The organism is Pseudomonas sp. PAMC 29040, from assembly GCF_003994535.1.
GTDB classification, from domain to species: Bacteria; Pseudomonadota; Gammaproteobacteria; order Pseudomonadales; family Pseudomonadaceae; genus Aquipseudomonas; species Aquipseudomonas paraversuta.
On record NZ_RZAA01000003.1, the window covers coordinates 293,778 to 318,098 of the forward strand.

Sequence of the window (24,321 nt, forward strand, 5' to 3'; positions counted from 1 at the left end):
TTGCGGCTTGTAGCTTGTTGCTAAAAGGGAACCTTTTATGACACAGAAATTTGACGTTGTAGTGATTGGTGCGGGCCCCGGCGGCTACGTTGCCGCCATCAAGGCCGCGCAACTGGGTCTTTCGACTGCTTGCATCGAAAAGTACACCGACAAGGAAGGCAAACTGGCACTGGGCGGTACTTGCCTGAACGTCGGTTGCATTCCATCCAAGGCGCTGCTGGACAGCACCTGGAAGTATCACGAAGCCAAGGATGCTTTTGCCATCCACGGCATCACCACCGGTGAAGTGAAGATGGACGTTGCAGCGATGATCGGCCGCAAGGCCAACATCGTTAAAGGTCTGACTTCCGGCGTTGCTACCTTGTTCAAGGCCAACGGTGTGACTTCCCTGCAAGGCCACGGCAAACTGCTGGCCGGCAAGAAAGTTGAACTGACCAAGCCGGACGGCAGCGTTGAAATCATCGAAGCCGAGAACGTGATTCTGGCTTCGGGTTCGCGTCCGATCGACATTCCGCCAGCACCGGTAGACAACAACATCATCGTTGATTCCACCGGCGCACTGGAATTCCAGTCCGTACCCAAGCGTCTTGGCGTTATCGGCGCTGGCGTAATCGGTCTGGAGCTGGGTTCGGTATGGTCCCGTCTGGGCGCTCAGGTAACTGTTCTGGAAGCCCTGGACACGTTCCTGATGGCTGCCGACGCTGCCGTGTCCAAAGAAGCCTACAAAACCCTGACCAAACAAGGTCTGGACATCAAGCTGGGCGCTCGCGTTACCGGTTCCAAGGTTAACGGCGAAGAAGTCGTTGTGACCTACACCGACGCCAACGGCGAACAGACCATCACCTTCGACAAGCTGATCGTAGCCGTTGGTCGCCGTCCGGTGACCACCGAGTTGCTGGCAGCTGACAGCGGTGTGACCATTGACGAGCGCGGTTTCGTGTTTGTTGACGATCATTGCGCCACCAGCGTTCCGGGCGTATTCGCCATCGGTGACGTGGTTCGCGGCATGATGCTGGCACACAAGGCTTCTGAAGAAGGCATCATGGTTGTCGAGCGCATCAAGGGTCACAAGACCGAGATGAACTACGACCTGATTCCATCGGTTATTTACACTCACCCGGAGATCGCGTGGGTCGGTAAAACCGAACAGGCCTTGAAAGCTGAAGGCGTTGAAGTTAACGTCGGCACCTTCCCGTTCGCAGCCAGTGGCCGTGCCATGGCAGCAAACGACACCGGTGGCTTTGTCAAAGTCATTGCTGATGCCAAAACTGACCGCGTACTGGGCGTCCACGTGATTGGCCCGAGCGCTGCAGAACTGGTTCAGCAGGGCGCGATCGGTATGGAATTCGGCACCAGCGCCGAGGACCTGGGCATGATGGTTTTCTCCCATCCGACCCTGTCCGAAGCGTTGCACGAAGCAGCACTGGCAGTGAATGGCGGCGCCATCCACATTGCCAACCGCAAAAAACGTTAATACCAGACAATAAGAAACCACGGCGGTTTGCCCGTCGTGAGCCTTGCACGCAAGCCTCACCGCGGAACTTCCGCCGGACGCAGTCTTATGTCGCTTGAGCCAGATCCGACCTCGCCCACGCGGGAGTCGGGCTGGTCCGGGCAGCACAAGCAGCAGTCACAGGTGGTGCGGCACTAATCCAAGTGCAGCGCCGAATGCGCAGTACCTAACGAAGACGGTAAAAAGCATGAATCTTCACGAGTATCAGGGTAAGCAGCTGTTCGCTGAATACGGCCTGCCAGTATCCAAGGGTTATGCAGTAGATACCCCGGAAGCAGCCGCAGAAGCTTGCGATAAAATCGGCGGGACTGAATGGGTTGTCAAAGCCCAGGTTCACGCAGGTGGTCGCGGTAAAGCGGGCGGCGTTAAGCTGGTTCGCAGCAAAGAAGACGCTAAAGCATTCGCACAACAGTGGTTGGGCAAGCGTCTGGTGACTTACCAGACTGATGCCAATGGTCAGCCGGTCACCAAGATCCTGGTTGAATCGTGCACTGATATCGCTAAAGAGCTGTACCTGGGCGCTGTCGTTGACCGTTCGAGCCGCCGCATCGTGTTCATGGCTTCCACCGAAGGTGGCGTGGACATCGAGAAAATCGCTCACGACACTCCAGAAAAAATTCTGAAAGCTACTATCGATCCACTGGTTGGCGCACAGCCATTCCAGGGTCGCGAGTTGGCATTCCAGCTGGGTCTGGAAGGCAAGCAAGTTGCTCAGTTCGCCAAGATCTTCGTAGGTCTGGCCAAGCTGTTCAAGGATCACGATCTGGCCCTGCTGGAAGTGAACCCGCTGGTAATCAAGACTGACGGCGATCTGCACTGCCTCGATGCGAAAATCAACATCGACGCCAACGCCATGTATCGTCAGCCTAAGCTGAAAACTTTCCACGATCCGTCGCAAGACGATCCGCGCGAAGCGCACGCTGCCAAGTTCGAACTGAACTACGTGGCACTGGAAGGCAACATCGGTTGCATGGTCAACGGTGCTGGCCTGGCCATGGGTACCATGGACATCGTCAACCTGCATGGCGGCAAGCCAGCCAACTTCCTTGACGTTGGTGGCGGCGCAACCAAAGAACGCGTAACTGAAGCGTTCAAGATCATCCTGTCCGACAGCAATGTCGCTGCAGTACTGGTCAACATCTTCGGCGGCATCGTTCGTTGCGACATGATTGCCGAAGGCATCATCGGTGCAGTGAAAGAAGTCGGCGTGAAAATCCCGGTGGTTGTTCGCCTTGAAGGCAACAACGCTGAACTGGGCGCTAAAGTACTGGCAGAAAGCGGCTTGAACATCATCGCTGCTACCAGCTTGACCGACGCTGCTCAACAAGTTGTTAAAGCTGCGGAGGGCAAGTAATGAGCGTCCTGATCAATAAAGACACCAAAGTTATCTGCCAGGGTATTACCGGTTCGCAAGGTAGCTTCCACACCCAGCAAGCCATCGAATACGGCACCAAGATGGTTGGTGGCGTAACTCCTGGTAAAGGCGGCACCGAGCACCTGGGTCTGCCAGTGTTCAACACCGTGAAAGAAGCTGTAGCAGCCACTGGCGCAACCGCCAGCGTGATCTACGTTCCGGCTCCTTTCTGCAAGGATTCCATCCTTGAAGCAGCGTTCGGCGGCATCAAGCTGATCGTTTGCATCACTGAAGGCATTCCTACCCTGGACATGCTTGACGCTAAAGTTAAGTGCGACGAACTGGGCGTAGTCCTGATCGGCCCTAACTGCCCTGGCGTTATCACTCCAGGCGAATGCAAGATCGGCATCATGCCAGGTCACATTCACTTGCCAGGCAAAGTAGGCATCGTGTCGCGTTCCGGCACCCTGACTTACGAAGCTGTCAAGCAAACTACTGACGCCGGTTTCGGTCAGTCGACTTGCGTTGGTATCGGTGGTGACCCGATCCCGGGCTCCAACTTCATCGACATCCTGAAGTTGTTCCAGGAAGACCCGAAGACCGAAGCGATCGTAATGATCGGTGAGATCGGCGGTTCGGCTGAAGAAGAAGCGGCTGCCTACATCAAGGCACACGTGACCAAGCCGGTTGTTTCCTACATCGCTGGTGTGACTGCCCCTGCTGGCAAGCGCATGGGCCATGCTGGCGCAATCATCTCTGGCGGCAAGGGTACTGCAGACGAGAAGTTTGCTGCTCTGGAAGACGCAGGCGTTAAAACCGTGCGTTCGCTGGCAGACATCGGCAAGGCTCTGTCCGAGCTGACTGGCTGGGCAATCAAGTAAGCCTCGCGCTTAACTGATAGTTACACCAGACAAAGGCCACCTTCGGGTGGCCTTTGTGCGTTTGGGGAATTAAACAGCGAGTGGTGCTGCAAGCTGGCTTGATGCCGGGTGCGCGCGAGCAAACTTGCTCCAATAGTTATAATAACTTTAGGAGAAATCCTATTTACGAATAAGAAAATCACATCAAAACGATTTTCGATGTCATTTAAGCGACAACTGCGTTCGTTCATCGGACAGTGCGCCCTGTAACAGTGCGCGCCATGGAAAAAATCGGTAACCTTGCCGCCAACTCTGCATTTCTGCGTATGCATCCCAAAAGGAAGCCGCGCGCTAGACGGGTCGGCCTTATTCAGGCTGACAGCATTTCCCACATCCGCACGGGAAATTCCCCTCTAAATTCCGATTCAGTAGTGTGGTATTTCCGTAATGAAAGTTTTGAAAGGCCAGGACATTCTGGCACTTGGGTTTATGACATTTGCCCTGTTTGTCGGGGCTGGCAATATCATTTTTCCACCTATCGTTGGCCTGCAGTCCGGACCTCACGTCTGGATGGCTGCACTGGGTTTCCTGATTACTGCTGTCGGCCTGCCGGTGGTTACCGTCATTGCGCTGGCTAAAGTCGGCGGCGGCATGGATGCACTGAGCAGCCCGATCGGCAAACTGGCTGGCGGCATACTTGCAGCTGTTTGCTACCTGGCTGTCGGTCCGCTGTTCGCCACCCCGCGTACAGCCACCGTATCCTTTGAGGTCGGCCTGGCTCCTTTGACCGGTGAAAGCCCGCTGGCGCTGTTTTTGTACAGCTCGGTGTACTTCCTGATCGTGTTCTTCGTGTCGTTGTATCCGGGCCGCTTGCTGGATACCGTTGGCCGCTTCCTGGCGCCGCTGAAAATCATTGCCCTGGCGATCCTCGGCATTGCAGCCTTTGCCTTGCCTGCCGGTGATATTGGCGTTGCGACCCCGGAATACGTGGCAGCACCGTTCTCCCAGGGCTTTATCAATGGCTACCTGACCATGGATACCCTCGGCGCACTGGTGTTCGGCATCGTGATCGTCAACGCAATCCGTTCCCGCGGTGTCGAATCGCCAAAACTGATTACCCGGTACGCAATCATTGCCGGCCTGATCGCCGGTGTCGGTCTGGCGCTGGTATACGTCAGCCTGTTCCGTCTGGGTGCGGGCAGCCATGAAGTGGCCGCCGGTGCAACCAACGGCGCAGCCGTACTGCACGCCTATGTTCAGCACACCTTCGGTTCGCTGGGCAGCGGTTTCCTGGCCGTATTGATTGCCCTGGCGTGCCTGGTTACTGCCGTTGGCCTGACCTGTGCCTGCGCGGAATACTTCAGCAAGATACTGCCGCTGTCCTACAAGACACTGGTGGTTATCCTCGCCGTATTCTCGCTGTTCGTCTCCAACCTTGGTCTGACCAAGTTGATCGCCTTCTCGATCCCGCTGCTGACGGCAATCTACCCGCCATGCATCGTCCTTGTGGCCTTGAGCTTCTGCAAAGGCTTGTGGCATGCGCAGGCAAGGATTGTTGGCCCGGTGATGCTGGTGTCGTTTATCTTCGGCACTATCGATGCGCTGAAAGGCGCAGGTCTGGGTGAGTGGATTCCTGCCCAACTGGCCAACATGCCATTCAGCAATCAGGGGCTGGCGTGGTTGGTGCCGAGCCTGGTGATCTTGCTGGCTGCAGTGATTTGCGACCGTATGCTGGGTAAGCGTCAAGAAGCTATCGCGTAATGACCGGGCACGCCAAAAGCGCGCTTTGAGTCAATCAAAAAGCCCTGCATCCAATGGATGCAGGGCTTTTTTTATGGTCGAACTTTTAAACCCTGAGTTGAACATTCCCGGTTTGATTTGTTGATCTCCAGATGCAACAAAGCCTGCACTAGGCAGGCTTTGTGGTGCCGCTCACAAAAGCAGATTACTTGCTTTCTGGAGTTGCTACAGGTGCAGCCGGAGCAGCTTCTTTGGCAGCCGCTTCATTGGACTCGGCCTGAGCTTTAGCCGCTTCAGCGTTCTCTTTGGCTGCATCGTTCACTTTGTCTTGGGCTTCGTTCATTTTTTCCTGGGATTGCTCGGTGTGCTGAGCCGCCTCTTGGGCTTTATCTTCGGATTTCTTGTCGCAGGCCGCGAGACCGAGGGTGGCAGCCAGCATCAAAGCAACAGCGAAAGTATTACGCATGGGGTGTTTCTCCTTATGAGTAGATCTACTGGGCGTTTGAGCACGTGCTGTGCGCTTAAGTTCCATGGCGGTTCATATATATAAACGAGGGCTTATACGCAGCCTGCGCGCGGTAAAAGCGAGGCATTGAGAGTACAGGCCTTGAAATTTAAACCTTAGCCCCCAACTTTCATGACATCCCGCCGCCAACCCTCTCGGGCGTGGCTCATGCCATCTAATCGGAGTTTGATAACAATGAGCGTGGAAACTCAAAAAGAAACCCTGGGCTTCCAGACCGAGGTCAAGCAACTGCTACACCTCATGATCCATTCGCTGTACTCCAACAAGGAAATTTTCCTTCGCGAATTGATCTCGAACGCCTCTGATGCTGTCGACAAATTACGTTTTGAAGCGCTTTCCAAGCCTGAACTGCTGGAAGGCGGTACTGATCTGAAAATCCGTGTCAGCTTCGACAAGGACGCTAATACCGTCACTCTCGAAGACAACGGTATTGGCATGAACCGCGATGACGTGATCACCCATCTGGGTACGATCGCCAAGTCCGGCACCGCCGATTTCATGAAAAACCTGTCGGGCGACCAGAAAAAAGATTCGCATCTGATCGGTCAATTCGGTGTGGGCTTCTATTCGGCCTTTATCGTGGCTGACAAGGTCGATGTCTTCAGCCGCCGTGCCGGCACTCCTGCAAGCGAAGGCGTGCACTGGTCCTCCAAAGGCGAGGGCGAGTTTGAAGTAGCAACCGTCGAGAAAGCCGATCGCGGTACCAAAATCGTGCTGCACTTGAAGAAAGGCGAAGAAGAGTTCGCTGACGGCTGGCGCCTGCGCAACATCATCAAAAAGTATTCCGACCATATCGCCCTGCCAATCGAGCTGCCTAAAGAGCAGACCGTCGCAGAAGGCGAAGAAGCACCGGCACTGGAATGGGAAACCGTCAACCGCGCCAGCGCCCTGTGGACCCGTCCTCGTACTGAAGTCAAGGACGAGGAATACCAGGAGTTCTACAAGCACATTGCCCACGACTACGAGAACCCGCTGGCCTGGAGCCACAACAAGGTTGAAGGCAAGCTGGAATACAGCTCGCTGCTCTACGTGCCGGCCCGTGCTCCGTTCGACCTGTATCAGCGTGAAGCCCCGAAAGGCCTGAAGCTGTACGTACAGCGTGTGTTCGTGATGGATCAGGCAGAGTCGTTCCTGCCGTTGTACCTGCGCTTCATCAAAGGTGTGATCGATTCCAATGACCTGTCGCTGAACGTGTCGCGGGAAATCCTGCAGAAAGACCCGATCATCGACTCCATGAAATCGGCGCTTACCAAGCGTGTGCTCGACATGCTGGAAAAACTGGCGAAGAACGAGCCTGAGAAATATCAGGGCTTCTGGAAAAACTTTGGCCAGGTGATGAAAGAAGGCCCGGCTGAAGATTCCGCCAACAAGGAAAAAATCGCCGGTCTGTTGCGCTTTGCTTCGACCCACGGTGACGACGGTGAACAGAATGTTGCTCTGGCCGACTACCTGGCCCGTGCCAAAGAAGGTCAGGACAAGATTTACTACCTGACCGGCGACACTTACGCCCAGGTCAAAAACAGCCCGCACCTTGAAGTCTTCCGCAAGAAAGGCATCGAAGTGCTGCTGTTGACCGATCGTATCGACGAGTGGCTGATGAGCTACCTCAGCGATTTCGACGGCAAGAGCTTTGTCGACGTGGCACGCGGTGATCTCGATCTGGGCAACCTGGACTCGGAAGAGGACAAGAAAGCCGCAGAAGAAGTCGCCAAGTCCAAAGAAGGCCTGGTTGAGCGCATCAAGGCAGCGCTGGGCGAAAGCGTCAGCGAAGTGCGGGTATCGCACCGTCTGACCGATTCACCTGCCATTCTGGCCATCGGTGAGCAGGACCTGGGCATGCAAATGCGCCAGATTCTGGAAGCCAGCGGGCAGAAAGTGCCGGAATCGAAGCCGATCTTCGAGTTCAACCCGGCTCACCCGCTGATCGAGAAACTCGATGCGGAGCCGAGCGAAGAGCGTTTTGGCGACCTGTCGCACATCCTCTTCGATCAGGCAGCCCTGGCGGCCGGTGACAGTTTGAAAGACCCGGCAGCTTATGTCCGTCGTCTAAATAAACTGTTAGTAGAGTTGTCGGTGTAACTGAGCTATAAAAAACCCGCTTCGGCGGGTTTTTTTTGTTTCGAATTCAGGAGTTTTTAATGAAATCTATTTCGGTCAGTTCCGTTGCCTATCAAATCGACGGCCTGCCATACGAAGGCCGCCTGGCCTTTGACCCGAGTCGAGAAGACCCGCTGCCGGGGTTGTTGATGGCACCGAACTGGATGGGCATCAGCGAGGGCGCCGAAGAGATCGCCAAGTCGGTGGCAGAGCAGGGCTATGTGGTGTTGATCGCCGACCTCTACGGCCAGGCTACACGCCCCGCCAATGGCGATGAGGCGGGCGCGGCGATGATGCCGCTCAAGAACGACCGCGCCTTGTTGCGCAAGCGCATGTGGGCAGCCTATGACGTGCTGAAAAACCAGGGCCTGGCAGTGGTCGACAGCAGCAAGCTGGCGACCTTTGGCTTCTGTTTCGGTGGTTGCTGCTCGCTGGAACTGGCGCGTAGTGGTGCCCCGTTGAAAGCGGCCGTATCTTTTCACGGGACCCTGGATACGCCCAACCCGATCGATGCCAGAAGCATTACCGGATCAGTGCTGGTCCTGCATGGCGCTTCCGACCCGCTGGTACCCCGCGAGCAACTGCCGGCTTTCGAAGCCGAGATGAACGCTGCCGGCATCGACTGGCAATTGACCAGCTATGGCGGCGCCGTGCACTCCTTTACTGATCCCCATGCCAACGTGCCGGGCAAAATGATGTACGACGCCAAAACCGCGCACCGGGCGTTCACCGCCATGCACAACCTGCTGGATGATGTGTTCAGGGACTGACACCACACTGTGGGAGCCAGCTTGCTGGCGATGATTTCGGCTCAATCCTGCAGATACAGTCGATGCCTGCATCGCTGGCAAGCCAGCTCCCACAATGGTTTAAGTGTCAGGTCCGGGCCCTGTGGGAGCCAGCTTGCTGGCGATGGCTTCGGCTCAATCCTGCAGATACAGCCGGTTGCCTGCATCGCTGGCAAGCCAGCTCCCACAATGGTGTAAGTGTCAGGTCCGGGCCCTGTGGGAGCCAGCTTGCTGGCGATGGCTTCGGCTCAATCCTGCAGACACAGCCTGTTGCCTGCATCGCTGGCAAGCCAGCTCTCACAAGGGTGTATGGGCTCTGTGGGAGCCAGCTTGCTGGCGATGGTTTCGGCCCAATCCTGCAGATACAGTCGGTTGCCTGCATCGCTGGCAAGCCAGCTCCCACAAGGGTGTATGGGCTCTGTGGGAGCCAGCTTGCTGGCGATGGCTTCGGCTCAATCCTGCAGATACAGCCGGTTGCTTGCATCGCTGGCAAGCCAGCTCCCACAAGGGTGTATGGGCCCTGTGGGAGCCAGCTTGCTGGCGATGGCTTCGGCTCAATCCTGCAGATACAGCCGGTTGCCTGCATCGCTGGCAAGCCAGCTCCCACAAGGGTGTATGGGCCCTGTGGGAGCCAGCTTGCTGGCGATGGTTTCGGCCCAATCCTGCAGATACAGCCGGTTGCCTGTATCGCTGGCAAGCCAGCTCCCACAAGGGTGTATGGGCCTGTGGGAGCCAGCTTTCTGGCGATGGTTTCGGCTCAATCCTGCAGATACAGCCGGTGCCTGCATCGCTGGCAAGCCAGCTCCCACAATGGTTTAAGTGTCAGGTCCGGGCCCTGTGGGAGCCAGCTTGCTGGCGATGGTTTCGGCTCAATCCTGCAGATACAGCTGGTTGCCTGCATCGCTGGCAAGCCAGCTCCCACAAGGGTGTATGGGCCCTGTGGGAGCCAGCTTGCTGGCGATGGTTTTGGCTTAATCCTGCAGATACAGCCGGTTGCCGCATCGCTGGCAATCCAGCCCCCACAATGGAGTATGGGCCCTGTGGGAGCCAGCTTGCTGGCGATGGCTTCGGCTCAATCCTGCAGACACAGCCTGTTGCCTGCATCGCTGGCAAGCCAGCTCCCACAAGGGTGTATGGGCCCTGTGGGAGCCAGCTTGCTGGCGATGGTTTCGGCCCAATCCTGCAGATACAGCCGGTTGCCTGCATCGCTGGCAAGCCAGGTCCCACAATGGTGTATGGGCTCTGTGGGAGCCAGCTTGCTGGCGATGGCTTCGGCTCAATCCTGCAGATACAGCCAGTTGCCTGCATCGCTGGCAAGCCAGCTCCCACAATGGTGTAAGTGTCAGGTCCGGGCCCTGTGGGAGCCAGCTTGCTGGCGATGGTTTCGGCTCAATCCTGCAGATACAGCCGGTTGCCTGCATCGCTGGCAAGCCAGCCCCCTCAAGTTTGTAAGTCAGGTGGGGCTATGCCGTGCGCTCTATGGTTTCGCTTACGGTCAAATCCCGCATCAACAACCCGTAGTTCAAGTCCACCTGCTCCGGAATCGGCAGGTATACGGTGTGGCCGTCACCCGGTGCCACCTGAATCGGCAACCCGGCGCTGTTGTGTAGATGGTCAAGATCGAAGTGATAGTTGCCCCGGGGCGTCATCAACTCCAGATGATCACCCAAAGCGAAGCGGTTTTTGACTTTTACTTCTGCCAGCCCGTTGCGCCGCTCGCCCGTGAGCTCGCCCACAAACTGTTGGCGATGGGACAGCGAGCTGCCATGCAGGTAGTTCTGATACTCGTCGTGCACATGGCGGCGCAAAAAGCCCTCGGTGTAACCGCGTTGCGCCAGTGACTCCAGATCGGTCATCAGGCTGTGGTCAAATTCACGACCGGCCACCGCATCATCAATGGCCTTGCGATACACCTGGGTCGCCCGCGCGCAGTAGAAATGCGATTTGGTACGGCCTTCGATCTTCAGCGAGTGCACCCCCATCGCGGTCAGGCGCGCAACGTGTTGCACCGCACGCAAGTCCTTGGAGTTCATGATGTAGGTGCCGTGTTCATCCTCGAACGCCGACATCGGTTCGTCCGGGCGACTGGCTTCGTGCAGGACGAACACTTCATCGCTGGGGGCTCCCACGCCCAGGGTTGGCTCAACGATGTTGACCACATTGCCCAGCTCGTTTTCCGTTGCCGGCTTTGCCTCGTACTTCCAGCGACAGGCATTGGTGCAACTGCCCTGGTTGGCATCACGCTTGTTCATGTAGCCCGACAGCAGGCAACGGCCGGAGTAGGCCATGCACAGCGCGCCATGCACGAAAATTTCCAGTTCCATGGCGGGTACTTTCTGGCGGATTTCCTCGATTTCTTCCAGCGACAGTTCCCGCGACAGAATGATCCGGCTCAAACCCTGCTGGTGCCAGAATTCGACACTGGCCCAGTTCACGGTATTGGCTTGTACCGACAAATGAATCGGCATGTGCGGGAAGTGTTTGCGCACCAGCATGATCAAGCCCGGATCGGACATGATCAGCGCATCCGGGCCCATGGCAATCACCGGCTCCAGGTCTTTGAGGAAGGTGCGCAGCTTGGCATTGTGCGGGGCGATGTTGACCACCACGTAAAAGCGCTTGCCCTGAGCCTGGGCTTCGGCGATACCGATGGCCAGATTGTCGTGGTCGAATTCGTTGTTGCGCACCCGCAGGCTATAACGAGGCTGACCGGCATACACCGCGTCGGCGCCATAGGCGAAGGCGTAGCGCATGTTTTTCAGGGTGCCGGCAGGGGCAAGGAGTTCGGGCGGTGCAAGTGGCATGGTCAGGTCATTCGCAAAAGGGCGCGATGGTAGACCAGGCCGAATGCCGCACTATTGATCTGGGTCTACAAAACGCCTCGGAGCGGCCGGTAACCCAGGCTCAAAGCCAGCCCCGCCGATTGCCCCTTGTGCAATAAATGCAAGCCCGGGCGACCTGGCAGGTGATGGGCATTGACCGGGTGGCTGACCGGCTCGAAGCAGAAAAAATCCTCTCCGGCAGGGCAGTACACCAGGCAGTACGGGGCACCCGTGGCCCGGCACTCCAGCTCGTAGCCCAAATCCGGCTGGCTGATCAGCCCATGGCCATCCCAGCCGGTAAAACAGTTGTCGAGTCTTGTCTCGGGCAGGCTGGCGAGCTGGTTGAAACTCCGTTCGGCCGTCAATGGCGCAAGGTGTGTGGGCAGCCCGTCGGTATCGCACAGCCAGATCTGTGCAGTGCGGGCCTGTAAGCGGGTGCGGGGAGTGCGGGGGAAATAGGGATGCAGCCCCAGGCCATGCCAGGCAGCACGTTCGTCCTGATGGGTAACGCTCAGTTCGATGCGCAATTGACCTTCACTCAGGCGGTAACGCAGCTGCGCGTGGTAGGCGAAGGGCACAGTGCTATCGAGTTGCAGGCAGGCATGCTGCGCGGTGTGCTCAATCACACTCCAGGGTTGTTGCCAGCCACTGCCATGGATGGGCAGGGCTGAGGTGGGGCTGTTGGGCTGCAGCACAAACCAGTGCTGCGGGCCGTCAAAACCGCCACCGCCGATGCGGTTCGACCAGGGCACCAGTGGATAGCACGCCAGGCGTCCCGGCAAACCGCTGTTCAATGCCGTGTCGGCACTGGGGCGCAACAGCGGCTGGCCGCTGGCGATGACACTCCAGTTGACAATGCTGGCACCGATCATCGGCGCCAGTGTCAGCCGGGTCAGGCCGTCTTCCAGGATCAACGTCTCGGGCCGCATGGCCGCTACCTCCACTGAGCAATCACGCGGCACGCCGCCACGTCAGCATTACAATACCGGCGACCACGATCAGGCCACCGATCACCTGACTGCTGCTGAGCAACTGGTCCAGAATCAGCCAGCCAAACAGCAGGCTGGCCACCGGTTCAACGTTCATGACCGGGGCATTACGCGCCATGTCCAGGCGGGTCAGGCAAATAAACAGCAGGCAGAACCCTAGCCCATAAAGAGCCACCAGGCAGGCAAGGGCGGTCCAGCCGGTTGACGAGCCGGGCAGTGAAACGCCTCCCGGCAATACACCGCTGACCCCGGCGACTGCCGCGACGCTGAATACAATCAGCATCGTCAGCATGCTGCGCACCGTGCCGCGCACGCTCGACAGCTTGTGGTCAGTGATCCACAGCGCGCAGGCAAAGACAGAAGCTGCGGCGAACCCGAAGGCAATGCCTTCCAGCCATTGTGCTTCGGTTGTGCCTTGATTCGACAGGCGCTCGGGGACGTCCAGGGCAAACGCCAGCCCGAACATGATCACGCCCATCAATACCGCTGCCCGCCGGGTCGGGGCCGAGCCGCCCAGGGCCCAGGTCAGCAGCACCAGCAGGATCGGCGCCACGTTGGCGATCAGCAATGCCAGGGCCACGGGGATGCGGGCCACGGCGGAATAGATAAAGAAGCTTTGCGCCGCGATCAGCACCCCCAGCAGCACTTGCCAGCGCCAGTGGGCGGGGGTTAACCGGGGGCGTTCACGTTGCCACAGCACCAGGCCGGTCAGTACCAGCAGGGTCACGCCGGCGCGGCACAGAATCGCCAGCAGCAGGCCGGTGTCATGGTCAAAGGCGATCCGCGCGGCGATGTGATTACCGGCAAATGCACAGGCCAGCAACACCAGCAGCAATACCGCGACATGACGGGGAAACAAAGCAGGAGCAGACATGAGTAACCAGCCTCCTTGGCTGGAAATAAAGCTGAAAACCCGTAGGAGCGAGCTTTTAAACCGCTCGCGAGCAAGCTCGCTCCTACAGAGGGGGGGTTACAGCACCACGCTTGGCAGCCACAGCGAGATGGCCGGAACGTAGGTCACCAGCATCAGCACCAGCAGCAGGGCTGCATAGAACGGCAGCAGGGCTTTGACGGTGTTTTCGATCGTGACCTTGCCCACGGCGGCACCGACGAACAGGACCGCACCCACCGGGGGGGTAATCAGCCCGATCCCCAGATTGACCAGCATGATCATGCCGAAGTGCACCGGGTCGACACCGATCCCGATAATCACCGGCAGCAGGATCGGGGTCAGGATCAGAATCAGCGGCGCCATGTCCATCACCGTGCCCAACAGCAGCAACATGACGTTGATGCACATCAGGATCACGTAGCGGTTATCCGACAGCGTCAGGAACGCTGTGGTGATCTTCATCGGGATCTCCATCAGCGTCAGGATGTAGCCGAAGCTGGCAGCAAAACCGATCAGGATCATCACGATGGAAATAGTGCGCACCGCCCGGTGCATCAGCTTGGGCAGGTCGCGCCATTTGTAGTCGCGATAAATGAACATGGTGACGAAGAACGACCAGAGCACGGCGATGGCCGCGGACTCGGTGGCGGTGAAAATACCCGACAGAATGCCGCCGAGGATGATGACCATGGCCATCAGGCCCCAGAGCGCATCGCCGGCGATTTTCAGCGCCTGGCGCAGCGGAATCACTTCACCCTTGGGGTAGTTGCGCTTGCGCGCAAAGATCATGCACAGCCCCATCATCACGGCGCTAAGCAGCAGCCCCGGAAAGATCCCGGCCATGAACAGCGAGGCGATCGACACCGTGCCACCCGCAGCCAGCGAGTACAGCACCGAGTTGTGGCTCGGCGGTGTAAGCAAAGCCTGGACCGAACCGCTGACGGTGACCGCCGTGGAGAACTCCCGGGGATAACCGGCACGTTCCATTTCCGGAATCAGCACTGAGCCCACCGAGGCGGTGTCGGCCACCGAAGAGCCGGAAATCGCCCCGAAGAAGGTCGAGGCCACGATATTGACCAGTGACAGGCCACCGCGTACGAAACCTACCAGCACCCCGGCAAACGCCACCAGCCTGCGGGACATGCCGCCCTCGGCCATGATCGCACCCGCCAGAACGAAGAACGGAATCGCCAGCAGGGAGAATTTGTTCACGCCGCCGGCAACCTGAATCATCAGCGCGTCGAACGGAATATCGATCCACCATGCGCCAATCAGCGCCGAAAGGCCCAGGGCGTACGCCACCGGCATACCGAGAAGGATCAGCGCAATAAAACTGCCCAACAATACCAAAGCATCCATTTAGACGGCCTCTTCGCTGGCTTCTACGATGTCGAACCGCACCGCGCGGCGATGGCTCTGGTCACCCAGAAAGAGTTTTTCCAGGACAAAAACCAGGGTCACCAGCCCGCCAATGGGAATCGGCAAATAGGAAATCCCGACCCGCAAGGACGGCATCTCGCCGAGGAATTGATTCCAGGTGGTGGCGCACAGCTTGAAGCCCTTGACGGCCATGAACAGGCAGACCACCACCATCAGCAGTTGCACCAGCAAGGCGGCCTGTTTGCGCACCATTGGCGGCATCCGTTCGACCGCCATCGACACCGCCATGTGCGCGCCGGCACGGTAACTGGCGGCCGCGCCAAAGAAGGTAAAAACCACCATCAACAAGATGGCGACGGGCTCTGGCCAGCTGGAGCCCGAGCCCAGTACATAGCGGGCAAAAATGCCCCAGGGAATGATCAGGGTCATGGTCAGCACCGATAAACCGGCGATCCCGATACAGACCCGATACAGCATGTCGTTCAAGCGCAGTACGGTATTTTTCATGGGGCTCACCACTGCGGCGGTGACGGGGCGGGGCCCGTCACTGCGGCATAATCGGACAGGCTTATTGGACCGCTTCAATACGCGAGATCAGGTCTTTGTAGTCCGCCCCGTATTTGTCACGAACAGGCTGAGTGGCGTCGTAAAAGGCTTTTTTCTGTTCCGGGGTCAGGGTGATGAACTCCACCCCGGAAGCCTTGAGTTTTGCTTCAGCGTCAGAAGACTTTTTGTCCCACAGAACGCGCTCTTCCATCTGTGCTTCACGGGCTACCTTCTGCACCAGTGCCTGTTGCTCCGGGCTGAGCTTGAGCCAGGTGGTTTTGGCAATCACGATCGGCTCGGGCAGGATCAGGTGATCAGTCCAGGTGAAGTACTTGGCGTTCTGGTAGTGGTTGTGCTCGAGGAAGGTCGGCGTATTGTTTTCTGCACCGTCGATCACCCCGGTCTGCAGGGCGCTGAAGATCTCGCCCGTGGCCATGGCGATGCCGTTGCCACCCATGTCGTTGATGGTGTCGATAAATACCGGGTTGCCCTGGACCCGGATTTTCATGCCCTTGAGGTCTGCGATCTGGCGTACAGGCTTCTTGGTGTAGAGGTTGCGGGTGCCGCCATCCATCCACGCCAGGGCGACCATGTTGAAGTCGGAGTTGGTGATCTTGTCGAGCATCTCCTGGCCGATTTCACCGTCGATGATTTTGCGCATGTGTGCCTGGTCGCGGAACACAAAGGGCAGGTTGAACGCATTGGTCTCGGGGACCACCGGCCCGAGGATGCCGAGGCTGACCCGGGTCATTTGCACCGCGCCGGACTGCAACTGCTCGACCACTTCTTTCTCGGAGCCCAGCACGCCGCCGGCAAACATCTTGAAGCTGATATCGCCGTTACTTTGATCCTGCAGCTTCTTGCCCATGTCCTGTTCGGCCACTACCGGTGGATAGCCAGCCGGGTGAACTTCGGCGAATTTGATTTTGATTTCGGCCTGGGCAGCGCCCGAAAGGCAGAAAGCCAGCGGTAGAGCAGCAATAAGCAAGGTGCGTTTGAAATCCATGGGTCACTCCAAATATTGTTTTTTTTATATCAAGGTGTCGGATCAGCAATGTCGGTAAACAGTCAGTTGTTGAAGGCGGGTTCCACCAGCCCCTTGATCCCCGGCCTGAGGGCGAACACGCCGCCCGCCAGGGGTTGATCGCTGATATCGCCTGCCGGACGAATCGAGGTGACGAACAGGGTGTCCATGTCTGCACCTCCGAAGGCGCACATCGCAGGCTTCTTCACCGGTACGGAAAGGGAGCGGTCGAGTTTGCCTGCGGGGGTAAAACGGTGGATCAGGCCGGCATCATTGCCGCAGATCCAGTAGCAGCCATCGGCATCGACGGCAGCGCCATCAGGGCGTCCCGGATGCTCCAGCATGTCTACGAACAGGCGACGGTTGTACGGCGTTGCGCTGTCGATGGCGTAATCGAAGGCCCAGATTTTTTGCACCTGGGGGTGTGAGTCCGAGAGGTACATGGTTTTGCCGTCGGGGCTGAAAGCCAGGCCATTGGGGACGATAAAACCGTCCAGCTGAGCCGTTAGCGGTTCTGTCTGACCTGCGCTGTAGCGATACATCGCCCCGCACTGCGCGCCTGCGGCCATGTCCAGCAGCATGGTCCCGGCCCAGAAGCGGCCCTGGCGGTCACAGCGGCCATCGTTAAAGCGCATGCCGGGTTGAGCATGGTCAACGCCTGCCAGCAGGCGGGTGTCGAGACCGCCGTCGGCCCGGGGCTTGAGGCTGAACAGCCCGCTTTGCATGCCGGCGATCCAGCTGCCGTCGCTGCTGCGGGCGATGCAGGCAAGCATTTGCGGGGCATCCCAGCTCTGGCTGCGACCGTCGATCAGGCTCCAGCGGTGCAAGCGTGCGGCGGGAATATCCACCCAATACAGCGCCTGTTCTGCTGCGCTCCAGACCGGGCTTTCGCCCGTGGCATTGCGTGCATCGAGAATGAGTTCGGCGGTCATGGGGCTACCCCTGTCGGTCGTGTTCTTGTCAGCGGCTGTGTTCAGTCGTCGCCGAAGGGGCCGGCTGCGACGAAGGCTCCGCCCTGGTAAATCATGCTCGGGTCATTGGCCGCCGGCATTGGCTGGGCTTCAACCTTGGCGCGAAACACCTCTGAGCTGTCCTTGGGGGCAAAGCCCAGATGGGCCGCGTAGCGGTTGTCCCACCACAGGTTCGGATTGTTTGACGCGCCGTAGACCACCGTGTGCCCGACGTCCGGTGTGTACAGTGCGCGTTCGAGCAATTGGGTCAGATCGGCAAAACTCAGCCAGGTGCTGAGCATCCGGCGGTTCTGCGGTTCGGGGAAGGATGAGCCGATGCGGATGCTGACGGTTTCGATGCCATAGCGATCGAAGTAGAAGGTGGCCATGTCTTCGCCATAGGACTTGGACAGACCGTAATAACCATCGGGGCGGCGCGGGGAGCGGGCATCGAGGGTCTGGTCCTGTTTGTAAAAACCTATCACATGGTTGGAGCTGGCGAAAATCACCCGTTTGACGCCATGGCGTCGGGCTGCTTCATAGATATGGAAAACCCCGGAGATGTTCGGCCCGAGGATTTCTTCGAATGGACGCTCAACCGAGACTCCACCGAAATGCAGGATGGCATCTACGCCTTCAACCAGTTGCTGAACGGCGTTTTTGTCGGTGAGGTCGCAGGGGTGTATTTCCTCGCTGCTGTCGACAGCGGGAGCCATAGGCGCAATATCAGAGAGTCGTAAAACCCTGGCGTAGGGCTTTATGCTTTCACGCAGTACCTTCCCCAGGCCGCCGGCCGCGCCGGTGAGAAGAAGGCGATTGAAGGGATTTTGGACAGTGTGCGAGGTTGCCATCAAGAGACCCTTTTTTATTATTGATGTCATCTGTTGTCGTATGACATGGTCGGGATTATTCGCAGTCCTTTAGGGTGTTGTCAATGCACCGAGGGTCAAAACATAGTGTGGCGCTATCATTTTGTCATCATGATGGCGAGCGTATGGGCGTGGGAGCGGGCAGCAACGATGGGCGTGTGTGCTGGCTTGCCAGCGATTCAGGCACTGCGGTTTGTCAGCGACAGCCCGGTGCGCCCCACCGCAGACGAGCCGGCTCCCAGAGGGGGGGGCAGCAACGATGGGCGTGGGAGCTGGCTTGCCAGCGATTCAGACGCTGCGGTTTGTCAGCGACAGCCCGGTGCGCCCCCCGCAGACAAACCCACTCCCATAGGGGAAGCGGGCAGCAACGATGCGATGGGGGTGGGAGCTGGCTTGCCAGCGATTAAGACGCTGCGGTTTGTCAGCGACAGCCCGGTGCGCCCCCGCAGACGAGCCCGCTCCCAGAGGGGGGCGGGCAGCAACGATGGGCGTGGGAGCTGGCTTGCCAGCGATTAGACGCTGCGGTTTGTCAGCGACAGCCCGGTGCGCCCCCCGCAGACGAGCCCGCTCCCAGAGGGGGAGCGGGCAGCAAGGATGCGCTAGGTGTGGGAGCTGGCTTGCCAGCGATTCAGACGCTGCGGTTTGTCAGTGACAGCCCGTTGATCCGATCGCGGACAAACCCGCTCCCACAGGGGGTTACAGCAGCGACAACGGATAGCTGATGAAGATGCGGTTTTCATCATATTCGTTAGTGCTGTAGTCACGACGCATGGTCGAGTTGCGCCAGCGCATGTTCAGGTCTTTGAAGGTACCGGTCTGGATGGTGTAGGCCAGTTCCGATTCGCGACCCCATTCCTTGCCGTCAGTGATGGCGCCGGTGTGGATGTTATCGCCGCTCAGGTAGCGGTTCATCATCGTCAGGCCGGGTACGCCGAACACTGCGAAGTCAAGGTCGTGACGCAGCTGCCAGGAACGCTCCTTGGCAAGGTCGTAGCTGGAGTTGTAGCTGTCGTTGGCCAGGGTGCCGCCGCTGGTGCCGTTGACGCGCATCCAGCCATCATCGCCGCTGACTTTCTGCAGGCCGACATACAAGGTGTTGCCTTTGTATTTGGCCGAAAGCAGGGCGTATGCGGTTCTGTTGTTCAGGTCGCCGGCCAGTTTGCTGCCGTCGTCCTTGCCCCAGAAATAGCCGAGGTTGGCGCCCAGGGTCACATCACCAACAGGCTGGGTGTGCAGGACGTTAAGGAATTGCTGCTGGTAAATATCTTCCAGCTGCGCGTACCACAGGCCGACCTGGGTGTGCTTGTCGTTGAAGCTGTAATCGCCACCGGCAAAGTTGAAACGGTCGGACGTGAACGCGCCTTTTCCGTTAAGCGACATCTCTTCCATGCTCGCATCGTTACGCGGGCTGTTGCCCCGGAACTGGCCGCCATAGAGGTTGAGACCGGCGATCTCTTTAGAGGTGATCTGGCCGCCACGGAAGGTTTGTGGCAGTGAGCGTCCGTCGTCCGAGCGCAAGATCGGCAGTACCGGCATCCACTCACCGATTTTCAGTTCGGTGTTGGAGATCCTGGCCTTGGCTGCAACACCCAGACGGCCGAAGTTGTCGGCCGGTTCGCCATCGCCATGGGTCGGCAGCAACTGTGTGCCGACCGTGCCTTTACCGCCATCGAGCTTCTGCGAGTACAGACCCAGGACATCAATCCCGAAACCGACGGTACCCTGGGTAAACCCGGACTTGACGTCGAGAATGAAGTTTTGCGTCCACTCTTCAGCCTTGCTCTGCGGATAGTCCGGGTTGGTGAAGTTGCGGTTGATGTAGGCATTACGCAAGGTAAGGGTGGCCTTGGTGTCTTCCACAAAGCCTTCAGCCAGGCCGGTCAGGGGTAAAGCCAGGCTCATGCTGCCAAGACCGAACAAGACCAGTGACCGAGTGTTTTGATGTTTCATTATTGTTACGCTCCCATTTTTTGGCATAGCACTTCCCGTGACCGTCAGAAGAGCGGTCAGCGATTCAAAGGACGTGCGTGGTGCCCTGAAGTCAGGGCGGCGACTCAAGTCGCTGAAGCGAGAGAGTCTTTTGCTTGCGCACTAGGCGTCAGCAAATTCTGCAGGTGATCGTTGCGTGGAGGATCGTGCTGGAAACACGACCGGCATGCGGCCAGCGCGGATTAGCGGCGCGCCATGGCGGGGAGCGGACACGAAGGGGCTCATACGAAAGATTCCTTGATTATTTTTATTTTTGTTATCTGTTGTCGTACAACATCCATCGGATTATTTACAGCTTGGGTCAGATTTGTCAATGCAGGTTCAGCCAAACAATTAAAGTAAAAATGTGATCGGTGCAGCAGCCCGGGACCCTCGGCTCGGCAGGTGAGCCTGAAACCCGACCGGGCATGATACAGACCTGATTCCAATGCAGCCGAGAAATATGCGCCCATGCTGGCCAACCACTGTGAACGGCTAGCCCTGCAGGCTTTTTTTCATCAGTCTTATTCCCGGCCCCTGGCCTACCACCCGCTCGCTGGCCCCGACGCCCATGGCAAAGCCCTGGGTGCCGCCTTGCTGGATATGGTGCTTGAAACTTTGCAGGAGCGAGCTTGCTCGCGAGATTTTGCTTGCCGCGTTGCAAAAAATTGCGAGCAAGCTCACTCCTGCAGACATGGGACATGCCGTCTTTATCCCGTAATGTGCCTGCGCGCCTGTATATTTGCCGTCTAAACTGCGCCTACCCAATGCGCTTGCGGCCCACTGACACGGATGGCACATGAACGAAACCAGTCTTCAACGTAAAACCCTGCTCTTGCTGCTGGCTTTGGTCACCATCGCGTTCATCTGGATTCTGCTGCCGTTCTATGGCGCGATTTTCTGGGCCGTTGCCCTGGGCATTCTGTTCGCTCCATTGCAGCGCAAGATGGTGCTCAAGTTGAAAGGGCGCCGAAACCTCGCGACCTTCTCCACCCTGGGGGTGTGCACGCTGATCGCGATTTTGCCGGTGATCGTTACCACCGTGCTGCTCGTGCAAGAAGTAGCGATGCTTTACAAGGATGTCGAGAGCGGAAAGATCAATGTCGCCAGCTATGTCATGCAGATCAAGGACGTCCTGCCGCCGACGGTACAGGACTGGCTGGACCGGTTCGGGGTCGGCAACATTGACGGCCTGAGTGAGAAAATTGCCAAAGGCGCTCTGGAGGGCAGTCAGTTCTTTGCGACCCAGGTGTTCAGTTTCGGGCAGAGCACCTTCGAGCTGGTGGTGAGTTTTTTCATCATGCTCTACCTGCTGTATTTCTTTATCCGTGACGGGCAGCAAATGGTGCGCTTGATCCGTAATACGGTGCCGATGGCCGAGCAGCACAAGCGTTTGTTGCAGCTCAAGTTGCGCCGTGTGGTCAGGGCCTCGGTCAAGGGCAACCTGGCAGTGGCCGTGACCCAGGGGGCCCTGGGCGGGTTGATTTTCTGGCTGCTGGGGATCCATAGCTCGCTGTTCTGGGCCGTGCTGATGATGTTCCTGTCGCTGCTGCCAGCGGTGGGCGCAGGCATTGTCTGGGCACCGGTGGCGGTGTACTTCCTGGCTTCGGGGATGATTTGGGAAGGGGTGGTGCTGGCGTTGTACGGGGTGTTTGTGATCGGGATGGTGGATAACGTGCTGCGTCCGATCATGGTGGGTAAAGACACCAAAATGCCGGACTTCCTGATTCTGATTTCGACCCTGGGCGGCATGGCGATCTTCGGCCTCAATGGCTTTGTGATCGGGCCATTGATTGCCGCCCTGTTCTTGTCCAGCTGGGGCCTGTTCAGTGGTACCCGGCGCAAAGTGCGACTGCCTGCCGATATCCCTCGCAACGATTAGCGAAAACTCCAGGAAACCCCGACGTAGGCGCCCCTGCCTTCGCCGGGAGTGGAGCGCGCGGCATCCAGCCCTTTGTCGTCATACCCCGGAGTCACAGTGGCGGCATAGCGTTCGCCGGTCAGGTTGCGCAGGTCGAGCCAGGTTTGCCAGTCCTGTTTGGGTGAGGCATAGCCCAGGGTCGCTCCCCAGAGCATGTAGGACGATGCGTAATATGAGTTGGCGTAATCCACCGCCATGCGTGAGGCAACCTGGGTGTTCAGCCCTGTATAGAACCCCTGCGGGTGGTCGTAGCGTATTTCAGCCTGATAGTAATGTTGCGGGATGCCCGGTAGCCGGTTGGCGCCAAACCGCGGGTCATCGCGAAAATGGAAGTCGCTGAAGGTGTAAGCCTGACGCAGCGAGACTTTACCCACCGCCTGGCGCTCCCACAGCAGGCTGTGGAGTCCGGCTTCGAAGCCCTGGTGCACCGTGGGGCTGGCGTTGGCTTCGCCGACAATGGCCACCTGTCCTGCGGTCGCGGCCCGGGTTTCGACACTCAGCAATTCATGGCGGATTGCCGAGTAGTACCAGGCCAGATCCCATTGTCCGATCAAGGAATCGCCCCGGGTACCCAGCTCAAGGGTGGTGGCTGTCTGGTTGTCCAGCGCTACCGGCGTACTTTGTTGACCGGTAGCCGGGCCGCTGCCAACCGGGAATCGGTAGGGCGAGCCCCAGATCATCGACCAGGGGTGAGGTGGTTCTACTGAGCGGCTGAGGTTGGCATACACCTGCAGATCGGGGTTGAATTCGTAGCGCAGGCCGACCCGGGGCGCGTAATCCCAATCGTGCTGGCTGACCTTGCCGCCGCTGTCGGGGTAGCTGACGTCACTTTCGCGGCGGGTATAGATCAGTGCCATGCCGGTGGTCAGCCACAGGTCAGGGACCAGTTCCAGATCATTGCTGGCGTGCAGCACCGTGTCTGAGCCCTGGTAACTGAAATCGCGAATTTTTGTTCCGGGCGCGTAACCGGCGGTATTGCCAATCGGCAGGCGCACGTATTCCGAGGCGCCGCTGTTGGGCAGGTGTTTGGTGTTGCGCAAGCCCAGGGTGGTGTTGCTTTCGAGTCCGAACAAGGTGTCGCGGCGCTTGTAGTTGAGGGTGCCGCTGATATCGCTGTAGGCGACTTTCAGCCGGTTCGGACCTTCGTGCAGATCCATCGGGTAGTCGTGATAGACCAGTCCCACCTCCAGCTGCGAGTCGTCATCCAGGTACATCGTGGTTTTATTGCCCAGCCAGGTGCTGCCGGGCTGTGGGCGGGTGTAATCACCGTTCACATAAACCGGGTTGGCCGAGCGTGGATGATGCTTGATCTGGTCCTTGGTAACGCGGCCGGCCAGTTGGTTGTCGGTCTCGCGATAGCGCAGGTAAAAGCGGGTTTCGAGCTGCGGGCTGAAGCGATAACCGATGTTGGCCGCTATGCCTTTACTGCTGCCGCGGGTGTGATCCTGATAACCATCGGTGTCGGAGTCGGTCAGTGCCACGTAGTAATCGAGATCCCCCAGTACTTGTCCGGAACTGATCTGGCGTTTCTGATAACCATAACTGCCGGTTTCATAGCGGACTTGCAGGGGGGCGGCGTCATGGCCGGTGCGGGTCACGTAATTGATCGAGCCGCCGAGGGCCAGTGCGCCGTTCTCAAAGCCGTTGGCGCCACGCAGCACTTCAGCCCGGCTCAGCCACAAGGGCTCGAACAGCTCGTATGGGGTGCCGCCGGGACCGGTCAATGGCAGGCCGTCGAACATCACGTACAGACCCGAACCATGGGCCCCAGGGGCGCGATTGATGCCGGAGCCGCGAACGGAGACCTTGGCCCCGTCATTACCGGAAGATTGCGCGTAGATACCGGGTTGATAGGCCAGCACATCGGTGTTGCTGGCGGTGCGGCCATTTTCGACGCGGTTCAGGTCGATCAGGTTGCTGGCCCCGGGTACGTCATGCAGTCGGGCCTGGGCCAGTTCCAGTTCACTGCTTTCATCGCCGCGGACCTGAACCTCGCCCAACTCCAGTGACTCGGCGCAGACGGGTGTAGCGCAGACGAGCGCCAGGGGCAGCAATGAGTAAAGGGCGGATCGCATGAACAGG

The 24,321-nt window shown here is 58.5% G+C and carries 18 protein-coding genes; 7 read left to right on the plus strand and 11 right to left on the minus strand.

Annotated elements, in window-relative coordinates; all coding sequences use genetic code 11:
- Positions 1–37 precede the first annotated feature (37 nt).
- The 4 genes from lpdA (at position 38) to brnQ (ending at position 5,488) form a co-directional block, all read left to right on the plus strand.
- Positions 38–1,474, plus strand: coding sequence for a dihydrolipoyl dehydrogenase (gene lpdA / locus WG29040_RS06735; RefSeq protein WP_003446917.1), 1,437 nt, complete (start codon positions 38–40; stop codon positions 1,472–1,474).
- Positions 1,475–1,700: 226 nt separating this feature from the next.
- On the plus strand, positions 1,701–2,867 hold the full coding sequence (sucC, locus tag WG29040_RS06740; RefSeq protein ID WP_003446919.1) for an ADP-forming succinate--CoA ligase subunit beta: 1,167 nt from the start codon (positions 1,701–1,703) through the stop codon (positions 2,865–2,867).
- Entirely contained in the window at positions 2,867–3,748 is an 882-nt protein-coding gene (sucD, locus tag WG29040_RS06745) for a succinate--CoA ligase subunit alpha (RefSeq protein WP_003446921.1), read from the plus strand. The genes sucC and sucD overlap by 1 nt, the downstream gene beginning before the upstream one ends.
- Before the next feature lie 426 nt (positions 3,749–4,174).
- Positions 4,175–5,488, plus strand: a complete 1,314-nt coding sequence (gene brnQ / locus WG29040_RS06750; protein WP_003446924.1) for a branched-chain amino acid transport system II carrier protein — start codon at positions 4,175–4,177, stop codon at positions 5,486–5,488.
- A 184-nt stretch (positions 5,489–5,672) separates the two neighbouring features.
- Here the strand turns inward: brnQ and WG29040_RS06755 are convergent, their stop codons facing one another.
- A complete protein-coding gene (locus WG29040_RS06755; protein ID WP_003446926.1) occupies positions 5,673–5,933 on the minus strand; it encodes a hypothetical protein in 261 nt (86 codons plus the stop codon).
- A gap of 234 nt (positions 5,934–6,167) precedes the next feature.
- Between WG29040_RS06755 and htpG the strand changes: the two genes are divergently transcribed.
- Together htpG and WG29040_RS06765 are read left to right on the plus strand one after the other, a co-directional pair.
- The gene (htpG, locus tag WG29040_RS06760; protein WP_003446928.1) at positions 6,168–8,072 is read left to right on the plus strand and encodes a molecular chaperone HtpG; all 1,905 of its coding nucleotides are present in this window, start codon (positions 6,168–6,170) and stop codon (positions 8,070–8,072) included.
- A gap of 59 nt (positions 8,073–8,131) precedes the next feature.
- Positions 8,132–8,860, plus strand: coding sequence for a dienelactone hydrolase family protein (locus tag WG29040_RS06765; protein ID WP_003446930.1), 729 nt, complete (start codon positions 8,132–8,134; stop codon positions 8,858–8,860).
- 1,481 nt (positions 8,861–10,341) lie between these two features.
- Here the strand turns inward: WG29040_RS06765 and yegQ are convergent.
- The 9 genes from yegQ to WG29040_RS06810 all read right to left on the minus strand — a co-directional run bounded on the left by yegQ (position 10,342) and on the right by WG29040_RS06810 (position 20,300).
- Positions 10,342–11,682, minus strand: coding sequence for a tRNA 5-hydroxyuridine modification protein YegQ (yegQ, locus tag WG29040_RS06770; protein WP_003446937.1), 1,341 nt, complete (start codon positions 11,680–11,682; stop codon positions 10,342–10,344).
- A gap of 65 nt (positions 11,683–11,747) precedes the next feature.
- Complete coding sequence (locus WG29040_RS06775; RefSeq protein ID WP_127195893.1) at positions 11,748–12,629, minus strand: aldose 1-epimerase; 882 nt, start codon at positions 12,627–12,629, stop codon at positions 11,748–11,750.
- A 22-nt stretch (positions 12,630–12,651) separates the two neighbouring features.
- Complete coding sequence (locus WG29040_RS06780) at positions 12,652–13,563, minus strand: DMT family transporter (protein WP_003446941.1); 912 nt, start codon at positions 13,561–13,563, stop codon at positions 12,652–12,654.
- A 96-nt stretch (positions 13,564–13,659) separates the two neighbouring features.
- Positions 13,660–14,940: a TRAP transporter large permease gene (locus WG29040_RS06785; protein WP_003446942.1), complete on the minus strand. Its 1,281-nt coding sequence runs from the start codon at positions 14,938–14,940 to the stop codon at positions 13,660–13,662.
- Complete coding sequence (locus WG29040_RS06790) at positions 14,941–15,468, minus strand: TRAP transporter small permease (protein WP_003446944.1); 528 nt, start codon at positions 15,466–15,468, stop codon at positions 14,941–14,943.
- 61 nt (positions 15,469–15,529) lie between these two features.
- The gene (locus tag WG29040_RS06795) at positions 15,530–16,513 is read right to left on the minus strand and encodes a TRAP transporter substrate-binding protein (protein ID WP_003446953.1); all 984 of its coding nucleotides are present in this window, start codon (positions 16,511–16,513) and stop codon (positions 15,530–15,532) included.
- Between the two features lie 62 nt (positions 16,514–16,575).
- Entirely contained in the window at positions 16,576–17,463 is an 888-nt protein-coding gene (locus WG29040_RS06800) for an SMP-30/gluconolactonase/LRE family protein (protein WP_127195894.1), read from the minus strand.
- A gap of 41 nt (positions 17,464–17,504) precedes the next feature.
- Positions 17,505–18,332 carry an NAD(P)-dependent oxidoreductase gene (locus WG29040_RS06805; protein WP_003446957.1) on the minus strand — a complete coding sequence of 276 codons (828 nt, stop codon included), beginning with the start codon at positions 18,330–18,332 and terminating at the stop codon, positions 17,505–17,507.
- Between the two features lie 714 nt (positions 18,333–19,046).
- Entirely contained in the window at positions 19,047–20,300 is a 1,254-nt protein-coding gene (locus WG29040_RS06810; RefSeq protein ID WP_010656203.1) for an OprD family porin, read from the minus strand.
- An 817-nt stretch (positions 20,301–21,117) separates the two neighbouring features.
- On the opposite strand from WG29040_RS06810, the gene WG29040_RS06815 reads away from it, so the two are divergent.
- Complete coding sequence (locus WG29040_RS06815) at positions 21,118–22,200, plus strand: AI-2E family transporter (RefSeq protein WP_003446960.1); 1,083 nt, start codon at positions 21,118–21,120, stop codon at positions 22,198–22,200.
- Here the strand turns inward: WG29040_RS06815 and WG29040_RS06820 are convergent.
- Positions 22,197–24,314, minus strand: coding sequence for a TonB-dependent receptor domain-containing protein (locus WG29040_RS06820; protein ID WP_127195895.1), 2,118 nt, complete (start codon positions 24,312–24,314; stop codon positions 22,197–22,199). The genes WG29040_RS06815 and WG29040_RS06820 overlap by 4 nt on opposite strands.
- Positions 24,315–24,321: the final 7 nt, after the last annotated feature.

Bases quoted from the DNA above. Each gene is read 5' to 3' on its own strand.
- WG29040_RS06790 (WP_003446944.1), bottom strand. From the start codon at position 15,468: ATGAAAAATACCGTACTGCGCTTGAACGACATGCTGTATCGGGTCTGT.
- WG29040_RS06780 (WP_003446941.1), bottom strand. From the start codon at position 13,563: ATGTCTGCTCCTGCTTTGTTTCCCCGTCATGTCGCGGTATTGCTGCTG.
- WG29040_RS06805 (WP_003446957.1), bottom strand. From the start codon at position 18,332: ATGGCAACCTCGCACACTGTCCAAAATCCCTTCAATCGCCTTCTTCTC.
- sucC (WP_003446919.1), top strand. From the start codon at position 1,701: ATGAATCTTCACGAGTATCAGGGTAAGCAGCTGTTCGCTGAATACGGC.
- WG29040_RS06815 (WP_003446960.1), top strand. From the start codon at position 21,118: ATGAACGAAACCAGTCTTCAACGTAAAACCCTGCTCTTGCTGCTGGCT.
- WG29040_RS06785 (WP_003446942.1), bottom strand. From the start codon at position 14,940: ATGGATGCTTTGGTATTGTTGGGCAGTTTTATTGCGCTGATCCTTCTC.
- lpdA (WP_003446917.1), top strand. From the start codon at position 38: ATGACACAGAAATTTGACGTTGTAGTGATTGGTGCGGGCCCCGGCGGC.
- WG29040_RS06800 (WP_127195894.1), bottom strand. From the start codon at position 17,463: ATGACCGCCGAACTCATTCTCGATGCACGCAATGCCACGGGCGAAAGC.
- WG29040_RS06820 (WP_127195895.1), bottom strand. From the start codon at position 24,314: ATGCGATCCGCCCTTTACTCATTGCTGCCCCTGGCGCTCGTCTGCGCT.
- htpG (WP_003446928.1), top strand. From the start codon at position 6,168: ATGAGCGTGGAAACTCAAAAAGAAACCCTGGGCTTCCAGACCGAGGTC.
- yegQ (WP_003446937.1), bottom strand. From the start codon at position 11,682: ATGCCACTTGCACCGCCCGAACTCCTTGCCCCTGCCGGCACCCTGAAA.
- WG29040_RS06775 (WP_127195893.1), bottom strand. From the start codon at position 12,629: ATGCGGCCCGAGACGTTGATCCTGGAAGACGGCCTGACCCGGCTGACA.
- brnQ (WP_003446924.1), top strand. From the start codon at position 4,175: ATGAAAGTTTTGAAAGGCCAGGACATTCTGGCACTTGGGTTTATGACA.
- WG29040_RS06810 (WP_010656203.1), bottom strand. From the start codon at position 20,300: ATGAAACATCAAAACACTCGGTCACTGGTCTTGTTCGGTCTTGGCAGC.
- WG29040_RS06795 (WP_003446953.1), bottom strand. From the start codon at position 16,513: ATGGATTTCAAACGCACCTTGCTTATTGCTGCTCTACCGCTGGCTTTC.
- WG29040_RS06755 (WP_003446926.1), bottom strand. From the start codon at position 5,933: ATGCGTAATACTTTCGCTGTTGCTTTGATGCTGGCTGCCACCCTCGGT.
- sucD (WP_003446921.1), top strand. From the start codon at position 2,867: ATGAGCGTCCTGATCAATAAAGACACCAAAGTTATCTGCCAGGGTATT.
- WG29040_RS06765 (WP_003446930.1), top strand. From the start codon at position 8,132: ATGAAATCTATTTCGGTCAGTTCCGTTGCCTATCAAATCGACGGCCTG.